The organism is Desertivirga xinjiangensis (genome assembly GCF_024436435.1).
Lineage (GTDB): Bacteria > Bacteroidota > Bacteroidia > Sphingobacteriales > Sphingobacteriaceae > Desertivirga > Desertivirga xinjiangensis.
The window spans coordinates 622,250-641,848 of record NZ_JAFMZP010000002.1 but is presented as its reverse complement, the minus strand read 5'-3'; the positions used below and the strand labels follow the sequence as shown (position 1 = coordinate 641,848).

The following is a 19,599-nucleotide window of genomic DNA, read 5'->3' as shown; positions in this document are numbered from 1 at the left end:
GTTGATATTGTTCTAACTTTTCGATAAGCATACCAACAATTCCCTTATCTTTTATTCTTTACGAAAATTTATTTCGCAAGGCAGCAAGTTTAGACGCCATATCCGATTCCTTTGATGGTTTTCCTTTCTTCTCCAGGGATCTTCCACCAGTTCGCTGCACCGCGGTTCTTTCCTCTGTTTTCATAGACAGAGCGATCCTTTTCCGTGCAATATCTACCTCTGTAACGATCACTTCAACCTTCTGATGAACTTTAACTACTTCATTGGGATCCTTCACGAAACGGTTTGACAACTGGCTCAAATGAACTAGTCCGTCCTGGTGTACACCGATATCTACAAACGCTCCGAAGGCCGTAATGTTAGTAACGATTCCAGGTAGCTTCATTCCCGTCTTCAAATCTTCGATGGCATTGACGCCTTCCGTAAAGCTGAATGTTTCGAATTGCTCTCTCGGATCTCTGCCCGGCCTTGCCAACTCACTGAGTATATCCGTTAAAGTTGGCAGTCCCACCGTTTCCGTCACATATTTCTGCAAATTGATCTTCTTCCGGAGTGCTTCATCCTTAATAAGATCAGGCACGCTGCAATTCAAATCTTTAGCCATCTGTTCTACCAGTGCATAACGTTCGGGGTGTACTGCGCTGGCATCAAGAGGATGCTGCGCATTACGAATGCGGAGGAATCCCGCAGCCTGCTCAAAAGCCTTCTCGCCTAAACGAGCCACCTTCTTCAGCTCCTCTCTCCTTTTGAATGCACCGTTTTTATTGCGGTAATCCACAATGTTTTGCGCCAGTTGGGGTCCCAGACCTGATATATAAGAAAGAATCTGTTTCGATGCCGTGTTCAACTCTACGCCTACAGCGTTCACGCAACTTATCACCGTATCGTCTAAGGATGTTTGTAACTTGTTCTGATCCACATCATGCTGGTACTGACCTACGCCGATTGACTTCGGATCTATCTTTACCAGCTCGGCCAAAGGATCCATCAAACGCCTTCCGATTGACACCGCCCCTCTTACTGTAATGTCTTTATCCGGGAACTCTTCTCTCGCCACTTCTGATGCTGAATAAATAGATGCGCCGCTTTCATTGACCATCACAACGGTAACACCGGGTAAATTTAGCTTTTGAACAAAGGTTTCGGTTTCCCTGCCGGCTGTACCATTACCAATAGCAATTGCTTCAATCTGGTATTTTTCAGCCAGATGTTGTATGGTTTTACCGGCCTCCGCAAGTCCACCGGCTCCTGTATGAGGATAAATAGTAGTGTTTTCAATCAGCTGCCCCTGTTCATCCAGATAGACCACTTTACAACCGGTCCGGAATCCCGGATCTATTGCCAAAACCCTCTTCTGGCCCAGAGGTGCTGCCAGTAAAAGCTGGCGGGCATTTTCAGCAAATACTCTTATCGCTTCTTCGTCGGCTTTCCTTTTGGTAAGCAGGCGAACTTCTGTTTCCATAGAAGGTTTTATGAGTCGTTTGTAGCTATCTGCAATGGCAAGCCGTACCTGATCCGACGCAGCACTGTTGCCCTTAACGCATAAACGGTCCAAAATAGCTAGTGCCTCGTCTTCCGGAGGACAGATATCCAGTGATAAAACCAACTCTTTTTCGGCACGGCGCAATGCCAGGATCCGATGTGAAGGGGCAGACTTTACTGGTTCTGACCAATCAAAATAATCTTTATACTTATGGCCTGCTTCCTCTTTACCTTCTATTACCTTTGATTGAAAGGTTCCCTTTTCAACAAAAAGTTCACGAATCGATCCACGGATCTCAGCATTCTCATTAATATTTTCTGCAATAATGTCGCGTGCACCGGCTAAAGCTTCTTCCTCCGAGTTTACTCCCTTTTCTTCGTCTATAAATTTGGAGGCCTCTAAACTGACATCAAACTTATCCTGCTGCATGATCAGATCAGCCAACGGCTGCAGCCCTTTTTCGCGTGCAGCGGTAGCCCTGGTCTTACGTTTCGGACGATAAGGAAGATAAATATCTTCTAACGCTGTCATGGTTTCAGCCGCTCTCACCTGTTCTTCCAGTTCTGGACTTAACTTGCCCAAATCTGTAAGCGATTTAAGGATCGCTTCCCGGCGTTTGTCTAGCTCCCGCAATTGCTCTACCCTATCCCGTATACCCGCAACCTGAACTTCGTCCAGACTACCTGTTAATTCCTTACGGTAACGTGAAATGAAAGGCACAGTAGCGCCTTCATCCAGCAAACCTATGGTGGTGCTAACCTGCTGTTCTGATATCGAAAATTCGTTTGCTATCTTTTTGAAATGTGGAATCATATCCTTCTATACTGTAATGGACGCGAAAATGAGGCTAACTATCGAAAATTCAAAAAACCTTATCCACAATTTTCATATTAAGGCCAAGCGGGACTTATCTTTGGCAGCATTCACTTTTGATCTTGCTTTGAAAACATTTTTCCTTAGATACAAACCTCATTACATCACCAATCTTAGTTTAGCCATTCCGGTGGTCATATCTCAGTTGGGACATACACTTGTACATATGGCCGACAGTGTGATTGTCGGACATTTTGCTGGCACAATTCCGCTGGCAGCCGTTTCCCTGGTGAACAGTATCTTCACCATCGTGATGGTTATTGGCATAGGGATCTCTTATGGCCTTACCCCGCTTATCGCACAGGAAAACGGTCGGCGAAACTTCCGGGAATGTGGAAAGCTCTTATCCAACAGTTTAATAATCAATACCATTACCGGGATATTGCTGTTTATTCTAATCTATTTCGGACTTCTGCTTGTAATTGATGATCTTAAACAGTCTCCAGATGTGGTTAAGCAGGCAAAGCCATATCTTGCGTTACTCGGCGCTTCCATCATTCCTTTAATGATATTTATGACCTTTAAGCAATTTGCTGAAGGCTTGGGCTTTACAAGGCAGGCCATGGTTATTTCCATAGCGGGCAATGTGTTAAATGTGATTTTAGGGATAACCTTTGTAAAGGGCCTTTTCGGTTTAGAACCCATGGGCGTACGGGGAGTCGGTTTAAGCACCTTGATAGACAGAAGCCTGATGTCAATAGTAATGGGGATTTATCTTTTTCGCTCGAAGAATTTCAAAGAGTATCTTAAAAACTTTGTTTTAAGACGCATCAGCTATATCCGTAGTAGAAAGATCTTGAAAATAGGGGCGCCGGTGGCGTTGCAATATACTTTTGAAGTAAGCGCTTTCAGCGGAGCTGCTGTTATGATGGGCACTATCGGCGTTGCTCAGCAGGCGGCACATCAGGTTGCTATTAATCTGGCTTCGATGACTTATATGATGGCCAGCGGTATCTCGGCGGCAGCTACCATAAAGACAGGCAATAATTTTGGCCGTAAAGATTTTAAAGAATTACAGCTTTCAGCAAACTCCAACTATCATATCGTAGTGGTGTTCATGCTGGTAGCAGCATGTATATTTTTTATCTTCAGTAAATACCTGCCCTGGATATATACCTCGGATATCACTGTTATTCAAATAGCTTCGCAGCTTTTAATCATTGCCGGCCTATTCCAGTTGTTCGACGGCGCGCAGGTTGTCGGACTCGGTATTCTCAGGGGAATGGGCGATGTTAATGTTCCTACCATTATTACATTTATGGCTTACTGGATCTTTGGAATTCCGGTTGCCTGGTATCTGGGTATTGTTTTGGGATATGGAGCCAACGGAATATGGACCGGGCTGACGGGCGGACTGCTAGTTTCTGCGGTGCTGTTGTATTTTAGGTATAATCATTTTTTGAAAAGGATTTTGCAGTGAGGAATTGAAGGGCGAAGATATGGCACGCGCGGGCACGTGTGCGCCAGCAATGCATTCATTCAAACAATTCAGGATGTTTGTGCTTTAATAGGATTTAGACATCTATGTTTTTAAATACCTATAAAGCTGTCAGGAAACATACCGAAGATATTTGTGCCCCGCTTAAATCTGAAGATTATGTGGTGCAACCCGTGGTAGATGTAAGTCCGCCGAAGTGGCACCTTGGGCACAGCACATGGTTTTTTGAAACCTTCTTATTAAAGCCTTATTTGAAAGGCTACAGGGAATTTAGCCCTGACTTTAATTATGTGTTTAACAGCTACTATGAAAATGTAGGCGCCAGGGTTATTCGTACGGACCGGGGAAATCTAAGCAGGCCATCGGTAGACGAGATTTATCTCTACAGGCAACATGTCGACGAAGCGATGGAACGCTTACTGGCGGATGAAGAACATGCTATGAGTCTTAAAGACTTGTTGTTACTGGGCTTTAATCATGAACAGCAGCATCAGGAACTGCTGGTCACGGATATCAAATATATACTGGGTCACAATCCACTTTTCCCACCATACTTAACACAGCTTCACAGCCTTGACGAAACAACACCTCCTGCCCCTGGCTGGATAGAAATACCCGAAGGCACATACGAGGTTGGTTTTCAGGGAGACTCATTTTGTTTCGACAATGAGCTGAACCGTCATAAGGTCTATCTCCACGATTTTCGAATAAGCAGTTCACTGGTGCTAAATACCGAGTACATAGACTTTATAAATGCTGGAGGATACCAGGATTTCAAATATTGGCATATGGAAGGATGGGAATGGGTAAAGACATCAAAGGCTACTGCCCCTCTGTACTGGCATAACATTGACGGCGAATGGTTCAATTATACACTTCAGGGATTAGAACCACTTGCTTTAAATGCCCCTGTTTGTCATATTAATTATTATGAAGCCCATGCTTTTGCAGAATGGCGAGAAAAACGGTTGCCTACAGAATTTGAATGGGAAGTTGCCGCTGAACATTTTGAATGGGGCAAGCGTTGGGAATGGACTGGGAGTGCTTATATGGCATACCCTGGCTACAAAAAGGCGCCCGGAGCTATCGGGGAATATAACGGAAAATTTATGGTGAATCAGATGGTACTGAGAGGTGCATCCGAAGCTACCCCCCCCGGTCACAGCCGCAAAACCTATCGTAATTTTTTTCATCCACACCTTAAATGGCAATACACCGGCATCAGGCTGGCAGAATAAGAAGCGCATGAGCACTATTATCACACAGGAAATAGCAGACACAGAAAACTCGTTTAAACAAGACGTATTAAAAGGTTTAAGCAGTGATCCTAAGCATTTGGATTCCAAATACTTTTACGACGCACAGGGAGACAAGTTATTTCAGCAGATCATGACTTCGCCAGAATATTACCTCACCGATTCTGAGATGGAAATATTCAGCAGCAGGTGCCGGGAGATGCTAAGTCTGGTTAAAAGATTTCAGGAAGGATTTGATCTAATTGAGTTGGGCGCCGGAGACGCATTGAAATCCACCGAGCTTCTGAGATGTTTATCGAATGCCCATATTGATTTCAGGTACTTTCCGATAGATATATCGGCAAACATAATACAAATGCTGGAAAGGGAATTACCTCAAAAGATTCCAGGAATCCGGATAGAGGGAATCGACGCGGAGTACTTTGCCGGACTGAAGCTTGCTTCTCAGCGTTCGACGCGCCCGCGGCTGGTGCTATTTCTTGGTGGGAATATTGGAAACATGCCTCCGGATGTGGCCGGGCAATTTCTTTTAAAATTAAGGCAACACCTCCATACCGGCGACATGGCACTTATTGGATTTGATCTGAAAAAAAATCCCTGGACAATATTCCGGGCTTACAACGACGCGGATGGATTAACCAAAGAGTTTAATCTTAATCTTCTGAGGAGGATCAACCGGGAATTGGGTGCAAACTTCGATGCAGAGCAATTTGAACACTATGAAAGTTATGACCCGGCTTCAGGTGCTTGCAATAGTTATCTTATCAGCCTTTGCAACCAGCACGTGGATCTCTGCGGTCAGCAAATCACTTTCGAAGAGAATGAATATATCTTTATGGAAACCTCTCACAAATACACTCCGGTTCAGATTGATAAACTTGCAGATCAAAGTGGTTTTCAAACAATAAGACACCTTTTTGATCGAAAACAATGGTTTACCGACGTAATTTGGGAGAGTATTTAGTGACTGGCACCATCCTTGTACAGGCTTTGGAGATTATTTAGGAATTAAATTTATTACCTATGGATTCTACAGAACACTTAAAAGCTCTCGGCGAAGAGGCCTTATATATAGAGATGCTCTATTTAAATTTGAAAATCGAAAAAGCCCTAATGGGTGTCCGTTTCCGTAAACAAAGACTACTATGTGAGGCTGAAAGCATGTGGCGCGATATTAATACAGAGTACCACAACTTCTTGTCGTACTTACAACAGACGTCAAAAAGAGCAGCGTAGACTGCTCTTTTTGACTTTATTTCTGTAAACACAGATTTATTTATTTTAAATTAAAACTTTATGTATTTTTAACGCCTTAAATACGCTCGTTTAACATTGATTTTTCTAGAGGACTTAAGGTGTAGGAAGTGTAGAACTGTTTATCATTACCAGATTCACAGACCTTCCTGGTTTAGAAAGCTTTTCTATTTTATCCCGTTACGCATTTTTTTCTGTGCCTACTGTTCGACAAGGCGCTATGTCTTAATTGAAAAAAATTGGGTGAACCGGCCGGAAAACCCCGACAGATCCGCACCATATAAGTAATACACGTATCTTATTTGTCTATTCCTGAGGCCTGTTTGGATATTCTTTTACAAGTAGCTCGCCCAAATTGTTTATTTCTTCAGCACTTAGTGACCAATCGTCCTGAGACTTTACTTTCCAACCGTATTCATTATGCTCAATTAATAATGGATGTGGATCCATCAAGCCTCTTTCCAGTGAATACATACGGTGATTAAGGTCCATTGGCTCTGCGTAAAGTTCAACATTAGCACCATTTACAGGGTATTCTATTTTAATTCTCTTCATTGTTTGATTCTAAAATTTTATGGTTAACACAGGATGCATCCCAATGTTTTGTCCATTCGCAAATGCGTTTGATATTTCATTTATATCTTTGCTGAATAGTGGAGATATGAGTTATGTCTAAAATCACGATCAAAGAACTTGCACAAAAACTTAACCTTTCGATTTCTACCGTCTCCCGTGCCCTTAGTGACAGCTACGAGACCAGTGAAGAAACGAAAAAGAAAGTTAAGGCGCTGGCAGAACAACTTGGCTATCAGCCGGATCTGTATGCAAGTAATCTTAGAAGCCGTAAAAGTAAAACCATAGGTGTAATTATCCCCGAAATAACTAACAGCTTTTTCAGCCTTGCAATCAATGGCATTGAAGAAATTGCACGAGAAAAAGGGTATCACGTACTTATTTATCTTACACATGAAAGCTACCAGCAGGAACTTAGTATCTCTCGATTACTTTTAGATGGCAGAGTGGACGGGGTGCTGATGTCTGTCTCAAGCGAAACGACCGACGTGAAACATCTGGCCGACTTTAACGAACGAAAGATACCAGTTGTTCTCTTTGACAGGATCCATGACGGCTATAAGACCCTGAAAGTAGGTACAGACGATTATCAAAGTGGATTCAGGTCAGCTCTTCACCTAATTCAAAAAGGCTGTAAAAACCTCGCCTACCTGTCGATCTCTAAACAGCTTTGCATGGATAAAAGGCGAATGAAAGGTTTCCTAGATGCAGTGAAGAAATTTGAAATCCGTAGCCGGGTGGTCTATTGCCATCAAGATGACGCGGGGAATGAAAAGGTACTTAGCGGTTTGCTATCTGCGGAAGATGCCCCTGATGGCATCTTTGCTTCTGTAGAAAAGCTCGGCGTTGCCGTGTATGAGGTGTGTAACAAGCTTTCGGTTAGTATCCCTGAAAAACTCAAGGTGATCAGTTTTTCAAATTTAAAGATGGCTCCCTTGCTACAGCCACCACTTACTACTATTACTCAGCCTGCATTTGAAATTGGCAAACAAGCTACTGTCGCTTTGTTTAAAGCTTTGAAGAATAATTTCATTTATGAGGAGGATGAAGAAATAATCATCCGTTCCGAGTTGATCGTTCGAAGATCAACCGAATGATAAAACAAATTAAAGGCACAGCTACTTTTAACTGATCGCTATACCCCTAATGTGTTTAATAAGGGTGTTACAACTATAACCTCAATTTGACACCTCCGTTCACCACAAAACCATCCAGTGGTGCATAAATATCTTTAAATACGGGGTTGGTAATACTGCCGGTATAAATGCTCTCGAATTTAGTCTGCCTGGTATTTGTGAAGTTCTCGAAGTTTATATACAAAGAGAACTTTTCCCAAAGTTTTTCAGCCATAAAACCGGTCACCCAATATGATCTTCCGCTTCGGCCATCGTTAAGTTTTTGCTTGCCAAAATAATAAGCTTCGGCTCCTATTTTCCATTTATCTTCCAGCTCATACATCAATACATTATTCAACCGGTGCTTTGATGTGAGGGGATTCTGCCTAAATTCACCATCAGTATGTAACTTAGTGTCAGTAAGAGTATAGCCAAGAAACAACTTAAAATCCCTAAATCCCAATTTAATGTTCGTTTCGGCTCCCCGGGTGTCTATATGTCCGGGGGAATTGACAAGCGAGAAAGATTCTCCTGTACTTATTAGCTGCAATGGGTTATCAAGATAGGTGTAAAAGAATAGCTGATTAATGCTGAAAGAAACTGCATCATCAAAAAAAGCGGTACGATAGTTCAAATCAGCATTCAGTCCATAACTCTTTTCCAACTTGTTTTTGTCAGCATCTACCGGTAGCACATTGCGGTATTGAATGCGTTCGGTATCCTCTGTGAAGATATTCGGTGTTTTATAACCGAAACCTCCTCCAAGCCTGGAACTTAATCCGGAGTTAATTTTAAACAATACCGACATACGCGGAAGGAATGCGACACCATAATCGACAACATAGTCGGCCCGGACTCCTGTTTCAAGTTCCATCCATGGCTTTATGCGCGTATTGTTTTGTACAAAGGCACCAGCAATTGTCTGGGTATAACTCCGTGACAATATACCGGGGGGAACTCCTTTCTCACGAAAATCATCCGTCCAAACGTTGAGGCCTGTGATCCATTCTGTAGCGTTTGACTGATGTGCGAAACTTAGCTCTGTAAAACTGCCGTTTTGGATGCCGTCAAAAGTATAATCATGAACACTTATTCGCCGGTTAAAGTGGTTGACACTGTTCTTCACTGTAAGCGTGTTGCTGCTGCTTAAATCATGTTCGAGAACAAACTGACTTGAAATACGTTCGGATTTATTCCGTTCAAAATAAGTATGACCGGCTGTTCGCTCTCCCTCAATATAGTGAAGATCACCACCTATCCGGTTCTCAAAATTGCTGTTGATCCCGATGTTTAGTTTGGTTTTGTCATTTAGGTAAAAAAATAGCTTCGGATTGAGAGTGTATCGTTCAAACCGAGGTATGGCTGAAAGGTCAATGTCCGCGGGATCATAAGCAGCATTGCTGTTCCGGGCAGCAAATACAGTTATTCCGACTTTACCATATCGGTCACTATAAAAACCATTCAGGTCTAATCCTCCCGCTGAAGTACCGTTAAAATGGAAATTTAATTCCGGCTCATTTCCCGGCTCTTTACTGATCAGGTTAACCAGCCCAGCTATAGCACCGCCGCCATACAAGGTTGAAGCAGAACCTTTAATTACCTCGATACGTTTAAGATCAAGCGGAGGCGTCTGCAGTAAACCGAGACCACTTGCAGCCCCCGAATACAAAGGAAATCCATCCTTCAGTATTTGGGTGTAGCGTCCGTCCAGGCCCTGAATCCTGATGGACGTATTACCACTTGTTGCAGAAGTTTGCTGGGTTTGGATCCCCGTGCTCTCGCTAAGTACCATTCGAATGTCGCCAGGTTTCATATTGGCTTTTTCCTCCAGTTCTTCGCCGGCAATAAATTCAACCCGGGTTGGGATGTTTTCGATGGTCCGGCTGGACCGGGTTGAACTGATGACCAACTCCTCCATTTCCTCCCCCGCCCTTTCGAGGGAGATCTCGAGGGTATCATTTCCTGTGATGTCCACCGTATCTAAATAACTATGATATCCTACAAAACTGATCTGCAGCGGCTGTTTACCGGCAGCAAGATCTTTAAATCCGGCATAACCGCGGCTATCACTGCTCGTCCTTAGACCGTTGTCAGGCAAAAGGAAAGAAGCGCCCGGAAGAGGATCACCAGTATCGGCGTCCCTTACAAAAAAACTGATATTATGCTGCGCATAAGAATAAGCGCTAAAAAGAACTATCTGTAGGGTTATTAAAAAAATCTTCATTTAAATACTGTTTCTAAAAAATAGAGTTTTATATGGATAAACGGAGCCTGGGCTCCCTCAGAGTACCATTTTTAACGTACGATGGGTGAGAGACTCTGGATCAAGCGGAAAAGTTGGGGGATGTTCTTTCTTTCGTCATCCTGAACTTGTTTCAGGACCTCTTGCTTAAGCATGTCCTTTATATTCCAGGAGTTGCCGAAATGAATTCGGCATGACGACCGTTTTGAAAAGTCTGTCCCCCCTCCTGTCCGGAGAGTTCCGAAGGGTCTCTCCGGACCAGTAATAAAAAAGAGACTCCGACTCGCTAGATTGCCATTTTAACGTACGATGAGTCACAGACTCTTTTTTATTGGACAATCCGTAGTCTCCTACCGCACCGCCCTTCTCACAAGACTAGCGGACAGACGGAGGCGTGCTAAATAAGCAGTGCTTTAGTCCCGGACTTAAACCAGCCGCGGTGGCTGCCAAATGGGCAAACAGATGTCTTGTAGACAAAAATAGGTATAAAGGGAATATTTTTTACTTGAGGAGAAAGAAACAACAGGCTTCACAAAAACAACAGAGCAGTAGATCATAAAACCGCTGCAGGAAGAGCAGGAAAAGAACGGGGAGCAACCTTTGCAATCGGGATCTTTAGAGCAATCGGCCTCTCGCTGCTCGATAAGGCACTCATCTCCGGAGGCATTCAGGTGCTCAGTGGCACAACAGGGTGATACTGCTAAAAGGAGAACGTAAACCGATATGATGAAACTAATCCATTTCACATTGCAAATGTATCAGAATTCATCAAATTTGAATTCAATAGTAGAAAAATATTACTTAGTCCATGTCACCCGATAGGGCCATACCGCATAAAGAGTCAATACTCACCTTCTCTGCGTTTTCCTTTACTCTTAAAACAAACTTGATTTTTTGGCAGATCTCGTATTCTTCAAGATCTTTAAATCGCTCAATGTCTGCTTTGATATCCTCTACGGACATGTCCGACATCATGTGCAAAAAATCCTCTTTGCTGAAAAAACGATATGCTGTTGTTGCCTGATGAGACCAGGCGAGAATTGAATGTGAAATTCCTGACTTAAATTCAGTTGTTTTTTTGGGCATCGCTTTCATTTTAGATAATTGCTTATACGCAAGTTATCAAGTTCGGTTACATTAATATAATATTAACCGATTGCTAATACAAAGTACACAAATATGAAAAAATAGTTTTCAAAGAAATTTAATTTAGAAAGATGACGGTTAATCTGCGTAAAAATCCTGAAGAGATCCGAAGTATGCAGTATCCCAACCTTCTGTAATATCCTCAAAATCAACATCTGGAATATTAGTATGTCGCAACTCTACAGATGTTCCTTCTTTACTTGGATGGAGCTTTATAGTTACAATAGAAGGTGCTTGCTGCTCTCCGAAATACCATTCCTGTACTATTTTTTTACCCTCTTCAAATTCAAGATTCTTTCCGGAGATACTTCCATCCCATAAAGAGAACTCTGAGCCTGGTTCCGTTGACATCTCTGCCTCTTCGCCTGACCATAAATGGATGGTATTCGGGTTAGTTAATGCCAGGTACACGTCGTCAGGCGGCGCTGGCAGGGTATAATACCTTTTAAAATCTTTCATTAAACGTTATATCTTATTACAAGGGCACAAATGTAAGAGTTTACCCAAAAATATCAGTCCTTTAATCTCGTCGAACGTATCATCTGCCCATAGTCCAATTTACGAGCCATGGCATTTGCTGTATTTACGATCCTCTTCTCACGAGTAGCAGGTGTTTTAGCGCTATCAATCCATTTTATAAAATACTCGCGGTGAGACTTCGCAAGGCTGTTGAAATATTCTTCTGCCTCCAGATCGCTATCAAAATACTCCAGCAGCTCGTCCGGAACCGGGAGAAAATAGTTAACATGCACTTCGAGACTTACCTGGAGCATGGCACCTTCTGATTTTCGGATACACTTGCGCATTCCGGCATTAATGGCCATAATAAAATTCCCTTCACCCACCGGTATAAGAGCGACACCGTCAATGGGACATAAGTCGAGAGTGCCTTTTACCCGGAACGATTTCTTATTACCCGGCGCCAATTCCTGCGCAATGTGAGAAGGAACTTCAATATAGGTCCATCCGGTTTTCTCACCATTTTCAGCAAACTTTAAAATAACCGTACTGTAGCTAACCATTAGGAGCTAAAAATAAGGCAAATTTTTATTTCAAACAGAAATCTTATAATCTAAGTTATTATGCTACCTGTAAAAAAAGGTAATATTTGTATGATCGTAACAGAAGAGCAAAAGAAAGAAGCTAATGAATTTTATAAAGAAGCCCTGAACTTACTTCACGATAGTGGTTCGAATTTCATGTTAGGAGGCGCATTTGCAATGTTTCAATATACTGGTTTATATCGCGACACCAAAGACCTTGATGTGTTCTGTAAACCCTCTGAGTACCCTAAAATTTTGAAGCACTTCGCTGAAAAAGGCTACAAAACTGAACTGACAGATGTTCGATGGTTAGCTAAAATATTTAAGGGCGAATATTTTATCGATATTATTTTCGACACTGTGAACAACATTTGTACTGTTGATGATACCTGGTACGAGCACTCAACAGAAGGCACTTTTGCCGGTGTACCGGTAAAGTTTTTACCGGCGGAAGAGTTAGTATGGTGCAAAATCTATGTACAGAACCGGGAGCGCTACGATGCGGCCGATGTAAATCATATTCTCCTGAAGTATGGAAAAAAACTGGATTGGAAACGGTTGCTGTTCAGACTTGACCAGCACTGGCATTTGTTACTGACACAGATCCTGATCTTTCAGTTTGTCTACCCTGCCGACTATCATGACATCATCCCAAAATGGCTCTTCGATGAACTTATTGAACGCGCAAAAGAACAATACGATTTGCCGCCTGCAGTCGAAAAAGTGTGCCGTGGTCCGGTTATTGACCAAACACAATACCAGGTAGATATCAAAGAATGGAACTATAAAGTAAGTACAATCAAAACTACTTAACATGTCAACTGAAAATAATAAAGTGCGCATTGCCGCCGTTGGGGATATTCATGTTCGTGAAACGGATAAGGGTAAATGGACTGATTTTTTCAAAGAAGTATCTAACCGTGCAGACGTGCTGATCATAGCCGGCGATCTAACTGATACCGGCGACGAGGGTGAAGCCCAGGTTTTGGCTGAAGAACTAAAAGCCTGTACAATACCTGTATTGGGAGTTCTTGGTAATCACGATTACGAAAAAGGCAGGCATAAGCTCATCCGTCAAATATTGCAAAACAATCAGATGACTATACTTGATGGTGAAGCTCTGGTGGTGCATGGTGTGGGTTTTGCCGGCGTAAAAGGTTTCGGAGGCGGCTTTGATAAACATATGTTGTCGATGTTTGGCGAAGGTGCTATGAAGGCCTTTGTTCAGGAGGCGGTTGATGAAGCACTTCATCTTGACCGTGCTTTAGCCCGCCTGGATCAGGAACATGAACATATCCGGAAGATTGCAGTCATGCACTACGCCCCTATCCAGGCGACCGTAGTGGGTGAATCGGAACAGATATTTCCGTTCCTGGGTTCATCCCGGCTTGCAGAACCGCTTAGCAGAAGAAACGTGGTTGCTGCGTTCCATGGTCATGCACATGTGGGTACACTTGAAGGAGAAACATCCGGAGGAGTAAAAGTTTATAATGTGGCGAAACCAATCCTGATGAAGGCTGGGTACGCACAAGGCTTCTTTTTGCTTGAGGTTTAAAGGAAGTAGGCTACTTACAATTTTTCATTTGTTTATTATTGAGATACGAATTTTCAAAGGGCACGGTAATCAGAATTTTGCTCTATATTATTAAAAAGACAGGACTGCTGATTTTAGTTCTGATGCTGGCCGGCTTCCTTTTTTATCTTAGCGTATTAGCCGGAACATTCGGAGCACTCCCAACCAACAAGGCACTCAGATCTATAAAGAATAGTACGCCCTCTGAAGTATATTCAGCAGACGGGGTTTTGCTGGGCAGGTATTATATACAAGACAGAAGTAACGTTTCCTACAAAGACATTTCGCCAAACGTGATCGCAGCTTTGTTAGCGACCGAAGACGTTCGGTTCTACAGCCACCGGGGAATCGATGCCCGTAGTACATTCAGGGTTTTCTTCAAAACGATGTTATTGCAGGAAGAGAGTTCCGGAGGAGGCAGCACACTCAGCCAGCAGCTTGCCAAAAATCTCTACCCGAGGAAAGATTACGGCATACTCAGTACACCGGTTAACAAGCTCAAAGAGATGATTACAGCCAACCGTCTTGAGAGTTTTTATTCTAAAGAAGCCATACTCGAGCTATACCTGAACACAGTTCCTATGGGAAGTAATGTATATGGAATTGAAAGAGCTGCCGGGCGCTTCTTTGACACTAGCGCAGCAGACCTTAAAATAGAACAGGCGGCCGTGCTGATTGGAATGCTTAAGGCCACCACCAGTTACAATCCACGTAATTATCCTGAACGTTCAAAACAGCGAAGAAATGTGGTAATGAACCAAATGGTAAAGTACGGCTTTCTGGAGTCACACAAAGCTGATTCTTTAAAAGAACTGCCTCTTGGTCTTAAATATAACAATAAAGATTCTGACAGCCGCATAGCACCCTACTTTAGAGAGCAACTACGGCTTGAGTTGGAAAAATGGTGTTCGGCTCATGAAAAAGACAATGGCGATAGCTATAATCTTTATACCGATGGCTTAAAGATCTATACTACCATCAACGCCCGGCTGCAGGCACAAGCCGAAAAAGCGGTTAAACAAAAGATGGCTTCCGTTCAGCAGCGTTTTAACCAGCACTGGAAAGGCCGGCAACCCTGGGGGAATAACAGCAATTTCATTAGCAATGCAATAAAGCAATCCCTGCGGTATAAACAGCTCCAGGAATCGGGTATGGATCAGGCAGAAATTGATAAGGTGTTTAATACTCCGGTAAAAATGTCGGTTTTCAGCTGGTCGGGATATAAAAGCAAGGTAATGAGCCCGCGAGATTCAGTTATATATTATCAGCGCCTGCTTAATACGGGACTATTGGCTATAGACCCGCAAAGGGGGTATGTGCGCGTCTGGGTAGGTGGAATAGATCACCGGTCCTTTAAGTATGATCATGTATTATCACGCCGTCAGGTTGGCTCTACATTTAAGCCTTTTGTTTATACGGCGGCGCTTGAAAATGGGCTTGATCCCTGCCAGTATTTTCCGAATCAGCGTCTAAGCTATCCGGAGTACGAAAACTGGTCGCCTCAAAACGCCGACGGTCAGTATGGAGGCGAATATAGTATGCGTGGAGCACTGGCTCATTCGGTTAATACCATATCGGCACAAGTACTTTTACAGACTGGTATTGAACCGACTAGAAGACTTGCCCATCAAATGGGAATTCATAGTGAAATTCCAAGAGTACCCTCCATTGCCCTCGGTACAGCTAATTTGTCGCTCATGGAGATGGTCGCTGCATATACAACTTTTGCCAATAAAGGCCGTTACAATCCGCCGGTTTACCTTTCAAAGATCAAAGAACAAAGCGGTGCAGTCATATTCCAGCATGTACCTGCGCCCCCAAAGCAGGCATTCAGTGAAGAAAGTGCAGCGATCATGCTAGAATTATTGAAAGGCGTTGTGGAGGAAGGAAGTGCTTCCACCCTTCGATCACAGTATGGCTTAAAAATGGATATCGCCGGAAAGACGGGGACTACTCAAAACCATGCTGATGGCTGGTTTATAGGGATTACCCCGGATCTGGTGACAGGTGTCTGGGTTGGAGCCGAAAGCCCTTTGGTACGTTTTAGGACACTCGCATTAGGACAAGGTGCGAAAACTGCCCTACCTATCTGGGGAGAATTTATGAGACGAATTTCAAAGGAAGATAAACTCCGATACGCCCGTTTTGAAACGCTGCCCGATTACCTTGCTCAGAGAATGTCTTGTGCCTCATTCAGATATGAGCAGGACGTGCGGACTGAAGAAAAAGAGTCTTTCTTCGAAAGGATCTTTAAACGAAAGAAAGATAAGGGTAAGCGAAAAGGCTGGAAGATCTTTGGCGGTTGGGGTAAGAAGGAAAAATCCCGTGATTAGTCATGAGATTAATTATCCGGGTAATCTGGATTATTGGTTTATATCTTCATACTTCTATCCTACTCTGCCGCTGATACGCTTACGGTGTTCAATACCCCAATTTCTCAGGGCATCAATTACATCATCCAGCGACTTGCCATATTCAGTCATGGAATATTCCACCACAACGGGAAAAGAATCGTGAACAGTGCGTTTTATCAGGTGGTTCTGCTCCATATCTCTAAGTTCTTTGGATAGCATCCTGTCCGTGATGCCCGGAATTTCGTTAGCCATTTGCTTAAATCTTTTGTTTCCAAAAGACAAAGCAATTATTATCGGCAGTTTCCACTTTCCGCTCAATATGGCCAGGGCATCTCTTACTGGAACGATCATGCTTAGACATTCGCTGTGAACTTTTGGGTTTTTATCGGATTCTGTCATTGTAATATCAATATGTGTTTAAACACACTATACTTTAGTATAGTACTTACAAAAGTATAGCAAATATATGTAAGTTTGCGACACATTTTAGCAACAAAACAAAACAATTAATTGAATAAAAACAAGATGAGAAAACTTACATTACTTTCACTATCAGCTATTTCAGCAATTCTTTTTTCGTTTACAGCTATTGAAGCTTCTACATGGAGTTTAGATAAGTCGCACGCGAAACTTGGCTTCAGTATCACTCACTTATTGGTATCTGATGTAGAAGGTTCATTCAGATCATTCGAATCAAAGATCACCTCAACTAAAGCAGATTTTTCTGACGCTGTGGTAGAGCTTACTGCAGATGCGAACTCTGTAGATACTGATAATGACAAACGTGACGAGCATATCAGAAACGCGGATTTCCTTGAAACGTCTAAGTTCCCTACTCTGACTTTCAAAAGCACGTCTTTCAAGAAACTTAGCGGCAATAACTATAAAGTGAAAGGTAACTTAACACTTCATGGTGTGACCAAACCAGTGGAATTAAACGCTGTCGCAAAAACTGGCGTTAATCCAATGAGCAAAAAGACTATTGCAGGTTTCAAAATTACAGGAACTATCAAACGTTCTGACTTCGGAATCGGCGCGAAATTTCCTGCTGCTGTATTAAGTGATGAGATCACTTTGAACGCAAACGCTGAGTTTATAAAGAACTAAGAAATTTTTTGTTCCCAAAAAAGCTTTTTTAGCACACGCGGCACGCGTGCGCTGAAAAGTTTTAAAAACCTTTGCTGGCGCACTCGTGCCGCGTGTGCTTTTTTGCATCTTGCAGCAGCATCCCGCTCAAAAAAGTTCCTACTTCTTAACTATCCTTTCATTATATACCTTGTTCCCCGATTTGACGCTGAGGATATATACGCCTGAAGGCACAGTAGTCAAATTAACCTCCAGCGGACCGGCGGTATATTGGTCTGAACGCTTAAAAACCAATCGCCCGGAAATATCGGTTAACGAATATTGAACCTGATCAGAAGGCTTTTTAAAGGAGACCATCAGCTTATCTGTAACAGGATTTGGATAATACGTTATTTCTGATGCCTGAAGTAGCGGAACTTTTACCGGCTGAACCTCTGAGTAATTAAAATCTCCATTAAAATCCACTTGTTTAATACGATAGTATAAATACCCGCTCTCCGAAAAAGCTTCCGGATCAGAATAGGAATAATGGCTGGTTTGCGTTGCCGTGCCCGATCCTTTAACAGAACCGATAGCACTAAATAACCTTCCATCGTTACTGCGTTCGATCTCAAAGCGGTCGTTATTCAGCTCTGAAGCAGTCGACCAGCTCAGCTTGCTTTGCTGATTTTCGTACCTCACGTTAAAACCCGCAAAACGCACGGGTAAAACCCCATTAAGAGGAACATTCTGGGCATAAATATCATACCCGTCAAAGGTCCTCAGATCGCTCCAAATTACAGCAACATTATCGGCAAATGGTATCATAAAACCAAATTTCGGACTTTGCACACTCGACACAATATTACCGCCCGGAGCATACTGAACTGCTCCGGCAGCACTGATCTTTTGAGCATACAAAAGTGAATTGCCAAATGTGGTTCCTTTTGAAATCAGGAAAACAAAATCGCCCCCCTGATTCCTGACGAGGCCCATTGCTCCTAAATATTGAATAAATTCCGGAACAACGGTTACTCCGTTAGCACCCCAAAACTTTGTTCCGGAAGCATTTATCCGTTGTGCAAAATATCCACCCTCCGCCGAACGCACACCTGTCCAGGCCATGACAACACCTCCGGCATTGTCACTTTCCATATTCACCTGGTAATCAAGATAACTAGCCCCTGGAACCTCTGATGGTCGGCCAATAGAGGGATCAACCTCAATACCCAGCGGCGTATTGTTAAAAGTCTTTGTACCATTGTTCAGCACATGCTGCAGGTACAATTTAGCTGTTACATCATCATCAGTTGTAATTCCTACATAGAACCCACCCGCTCCGTCAGGGACAAAACCGGCGAGATCCACAAAATTAGCAGACGGGGCGAAATCAAAGATCAGGGTATTTGTTGTTGCAGACTTTCTGCTGCCGTTGAGATTTAGCTTTTGCCAGTATGTTCTCGACCCATATACGTCGTCCGCGACAGTCTCTTCGTTCCAAAGTACCGTAAACCCGCCGCTTCCGTCTGGATAAACCAGGGCTCCTAAAATATCTCCCTCATTGTCAGACACCGGTACACCGTTTGTGGCCCATTGAGCCGCTCCGCCTCCATTAAACCTTTGAGCATATACATGACGGGAGAGCTCGCCTTCGCTACGGTTGTCTGTCCATGAAATAACAACACCACCAGCACCATCAGGAACCATATTGCTGGCATACTGCTCCTCGGGACTGTTGCATACTACAACACCGTTATTTCCCCAAAGCCTGTTCCCATGAGCATCTATTCGCTGAGCGTAGATATCTGAAGTACTTTCATCGTCATTAATATTTTCAACCCAGGCCACGAAACAGCCTCCGGTACCATCAGGAACCATAAAACCGTAAACGGTATGATTTAAGGATTCAGAAACCCTTTTTCCTTCTTCGCCCCACTGTTTAAAGCCTGCAGCTGACAATCTCTGCAAAAGAAGCTTGTTTCTGAATACCGCCTGACCGTCAGATCCGGTGTCATCTCCCCATGCGAGGATCAAACCTCCTGTGCCATCGTTGATCGCGTTGTAGACAACCTGACTTTCATCTTTAACCACTATGGGAGTATTTACTCCCGCATCATTGCTCCATTGTCCAAAACTCAGAAGTCTTGAAAACAATAGTCCCAAAACAAGTAGATTTTTTTTCAT

Annotated in this window: 17 protein-coding genes; 8 read left to right on the top strand and 9 right to left on the bottom strand. The window is 43.2% G+C overall.

The genetic code is table 11. The annotated features are described in order from the left end of the window. Window positions 1-58 precede the first annotated feature (58 nt). The gene (locus J3P37_RS07470; protein ID WP_256010471.1) at window positions 59-2,296 is read right to left on the bottom strand and encodes a Tex family protein; all 2,238 of its coding nucleotides are present in this window, start codon (window positions 2,294-2,296) and stop codon (window positions 59-61) included. A gap of 127 nt (window positions 2,297-2,423) precedes the next feature. Between J3P37_RS07470 and J3P37_RS07465 the strand changes: the two genes are divergently transcribed. From J3P37_RS07465 to J3P37_RS07455, 3 genes are all read left to right on the top strand, one after another. Then, entirely contained in the window at window positions 2,424-3,776 is a 1,353-nt protein-coding gene (locus J3P37_RS07465) for an MATE family efflux transporter (RefSeq protein ID WP_256010470.1), read from the top strand. Between the two features lie 104 nt (window positions 3,777-3,880). Next, window positions 3,881-5,032, top strand: coding sequence for an ergothioneine biosynthesis protein EgtB (egtB, locus tag J3P37_RS07460; RefSeq protein WP_256010469.1), 1,152 nt, complete (start codon window positions 3,881-3,883; stop codon window positions 5,030-5,032). A 7-nt stretch (window positions 5,033-5,039) separates the two neighbouring features. Further along, window positions 5,040-6,014, top strand: coding sequence for an L-histidine N(alpha)-methyltransferase (locus tag J3P37_RS07455; RefSeq protein ID WP_256010468.1), 975 nt, complete (start codon window positions 5,040-5,042; stop codon window positions 6,012-6,014). Window positions 6,015-6,610: 596 nt separating this feature from the next. Here J3P37_RS07455 and J3P37_RS07450 read toward each other — a convergent pair. Then, a complete protein-coding gene (locus tag J3P37_RS07450; RefSeq protein ID WP_256010467.1) occupies window positions 6,611-6,859 on the bottom strand; it encodes a hypothetical protein in 249 nt (82 codons plus the stop codon). Between the two features lie 113 nt (window positions 6,860-6,972). Between J3P37_RS07450 and J3P37_RS07445 the strand changes: the two genes are divergently transcribed. Next, a complete protein-coding gene (locus J3P37_RS07445) occupies window positions 6,973-7,974 on the top strand; it encodes a LacI family DNA-binding transcriptional regulator (protein WP_256010466.1) in 1,002 nt (333 codons plus the stop codon). 73 nt (window positions 7,975-8,047) lie between these two features. Here J3P37_RS07445 and J3P37_RS07440 read toward each other — a convergent pair whose 3' ends face one another. The 5 genes from J3P37_RS07440 to J3P37_RS07425 form a co-directional block, all read right to left on the bottom strand. Then, a complete protein-coding gene (locus tag J3P37_RS07440; protein WP_256010465.1) occupies window positions 8,048-10,216 on the bottom strand; it encodes a TonB-dependent receptor in 2,169 nt (722 codons plus the stop codon). Window positions 10,217-10,659: 443 nt separating this feature from the next. Continuing rightward, on the bottom strand, window positions 10,660-10,980 hold the full coding sequence (locus tag J3P37_RS23090; RefSeq protein WP_369414058.1) for a DUF6660 family protein: 321 nt from the start codon (window positions 10,978-10,980) through the stop codon (window positions 10,660-10,662). A 55-nt stretch (window positions 10,981-11,035) separates the two neighbouring features. Next, window positions 11,036-11,320 (bottom strand): hypothetical protein, encoded by a 285-nt coding sequence (locus J3P37_RS07435; protein ID WP_256010464.1) that lies wholly within the window; start codon window positions 11,318-11,320, stop codon window positions 11,036-11,038. Between the two features lie 138 nt (window positions 11,321-11,458). Further along, window positions 11,459-11,839, bottom strand: a complete 381-nt coding sequence (locus J3P37_RS07430) for an SRPBCC domain-containing protein (RefSeq protein WP_256010463.1) — start codon at window positions 11,837-11,839, stop codon at window positions 11,459-11,461. 53 nt (window positions 11,840-11,892) lie between these two features. After that, window positions 11,893-12,402 (bottom strand): YdeI/OmpD-associated family protein, encoded by a 510-nt coding sequence (locus J3P37_RS07425; protein ID WP_256010462.1) that lies wholly within the window; start codon window positions 12,400-12,402, stop codon window positions 11,893-11,895. Window positions 12,403-12,492: 90 nt separating this feature from the next. Here J3P37_RS07425 and J3P37_RS07420 point away from each other — a divergent pair, with 90 nt between their 5' ends. The 3 genes from J3P37_RS07420 to J3P37_RS07410 are packed head-to-tail and all read left to right on the top strand — an operon-like array spanning window position 12,493 to window position 16,329. Next, window positions 12,493-13,236, top strand: coding sequence for a nucleotidyltransferase (locus J3P37_RS07420; protein ID WP_256010461.1), 744 nt, complete (start codon window positions 12,493-12,495; stop codon window positions 13,234-13,236). 1 nt (window position 13,237) lies between these two features. Then, entirely contained in the window at window positions 13,238-13,978 is a 741-nt protein-coding gene (locus J3P37_RS07415) for a metallophosphoesterase family protein (protein ID WP_256010460.1), read from the top strand. Between the two features lie 38 nt (window positions 13,979-14,016). After that, window positions 14,017-16,329, top strand: coding sequence for a penicillin-binding protein 1A (locus tag J3P37_RS07410; RefSeq protein ID WP_256010459.1), 2,313 nt, complete (start codon window positions 14,017-14,019; stop codon window positions 16,327-16,329). A gap of 54 nt (window positions 16,330-16,383) precedes the next feature. Here J3P37_RS07410 and J3P37_RS07405 read toward each other — a convergent pair whose 3' ends face one another. Next, entirely contained in the window at window positions 16,384-16,749 is a 366-nt protein-coding gene (locus tag J3P37_RS07405; RefSeq protein ID WP_256010458.1) for a winged helix-turn-helix transcriptional regulator, read from the bottom strand. Window positions 16,750-16,875: 126 nt separating this feature from the next. Here J3P37_RS07405 and J3P37_RS07400 point away from each other — a divergent pair, with 126 nt between their 5' ends. Beyond that, window positions 16,876-17,457 carry a YceI family protein gene (locus J3P37_RS07400; protein ID WP_256010457.1) on the top strand — a complete coding sequence of 194 codons (582 nt, stop codon included), beginning with the start codon at window positions 16,876-16,878 and terminating at the stop codon, window positions 17,455-17,457. Between the two features lie 138 nt (window positions 17,458-17,595). Here J3P37_RS07400 and J3P37_RS07395 read toward each other — a convergent pair whose 3' ends face one another. Beyond that, window positions 17,596-19,599, bottom strand: coding sequence for a T9SS type A sorting domain-containing protein (locus J3P37_RS07395; protein WP_256010456.1), 2,004 nt, complete (start codon window positions 19,597-19,599; stop codon window positions 17,596-17,598).

What these genes read in the sequence shown, in the direction of transcription:
- J3P37_RS07470 (WP_256010471.1), bottom strand. Translation starts at nt 2,296, where the DNA reads ATGATTCCACATTTCAAAAAGATAGCAAACGAATTTTCGATATCAGAA.
- J3P37_RS07450 (WP_256010467.1), bottom strand. Translation starts at nt 6,859, where the DNA reads ATGAAGAGAATTAAAATAGAATACCCTGTAAATGGTGCTAATGTTGAA.
- J3P37_RS07415 (WP_256010460.1), top strand. Translation starts at nt 13,238, where the DNA reads ATGTCAACTGAAAATAATAAAGTGCGCATTGCCGCCGTTGGGGATATT.
- J3P37_RS07445 (WP_256010466.1), top strand. Translation starts at nt 6,973, where the DNA reads ATGTCTAAAATCACGATCAAAGAACTTGCACAAAAACTTAACCTTTCG.
- J3P37_RS07455 (WP_256010468.1), top strand. Translation starts at nt 5,040, where the DNA reads ATGAGCACTATTATCACACAGGAAATAGCAGACACAGAAAACTCGTTT.
- J3P37_RS07425 (WP_256010462.1), bottom strand. Translation starts at nt 12,402, where the DNA reads ATGGTTAGCTACAGTACGGTTATTTTAAAGTTTGCTGAAAATGGTGAG.
- J3P37_RS07440 (WP_256010465.1), bottom strand. Translation starts at nt 10,216, where the DNA reads ATGAAGATTTTTTTAATAACCCTACAGATAGTTCTTTTTAGCGCTTAT.
- J3P37_RS07400 (WP_256010457.1), top strand. Translation starts at nt 16,876, where the DNA reads ATGAGAAAACTTACATTACTTTCACTATCAGCTATTTCAGCAATTCTT.
- J3P37_RS07405 (WP_256010458.1), bottom strand. Translation starts at nt 16,749, where the DNA reads ATGACAGAATCCGATAAAAACCCAAAAGTTCACAGCGAATGTCTAAGC.
- J3P37_RS07395 (WP_256010456.1), bottom strand. Translation starts at nt 19,599, where the DNA reads ATGAAAAAAAATCTACTTGTTTTGGGACTATTGTTTTCAAGACTTCTG.
- J3P37_RS07435 (WP_256010464.1), bottom strand. Translation starts at nt 11,320, where the DNA reads ATGCCCAAAAAAACAACTGAATTTAAGTCAGGAATTTCACATTCAATT.
- J3P37_RS07430 (WP_256010463.1), bottom strand. Translation starts at nt 11,839, where the DNA reads ATGAAAGATTTTAAAAGGTATTATACCCTGCCAGCGCCGCCTGACGAC.
- egtB (WP_256010469.1), top strand. Translation starts at nt 3,881, where the DNA reads ATGTTTTTAAATACCTATAAAGCTGTCAGGAAACATACCGAAGATATT.
- J3P37_RS07420 (WP_256010461.1), top strand. Translation starts at nt 12,493, where the DNA reads ATGATCGTAACAGAAGAGCAAAAGAAAGAAGCTAATGAATTTTATAAA.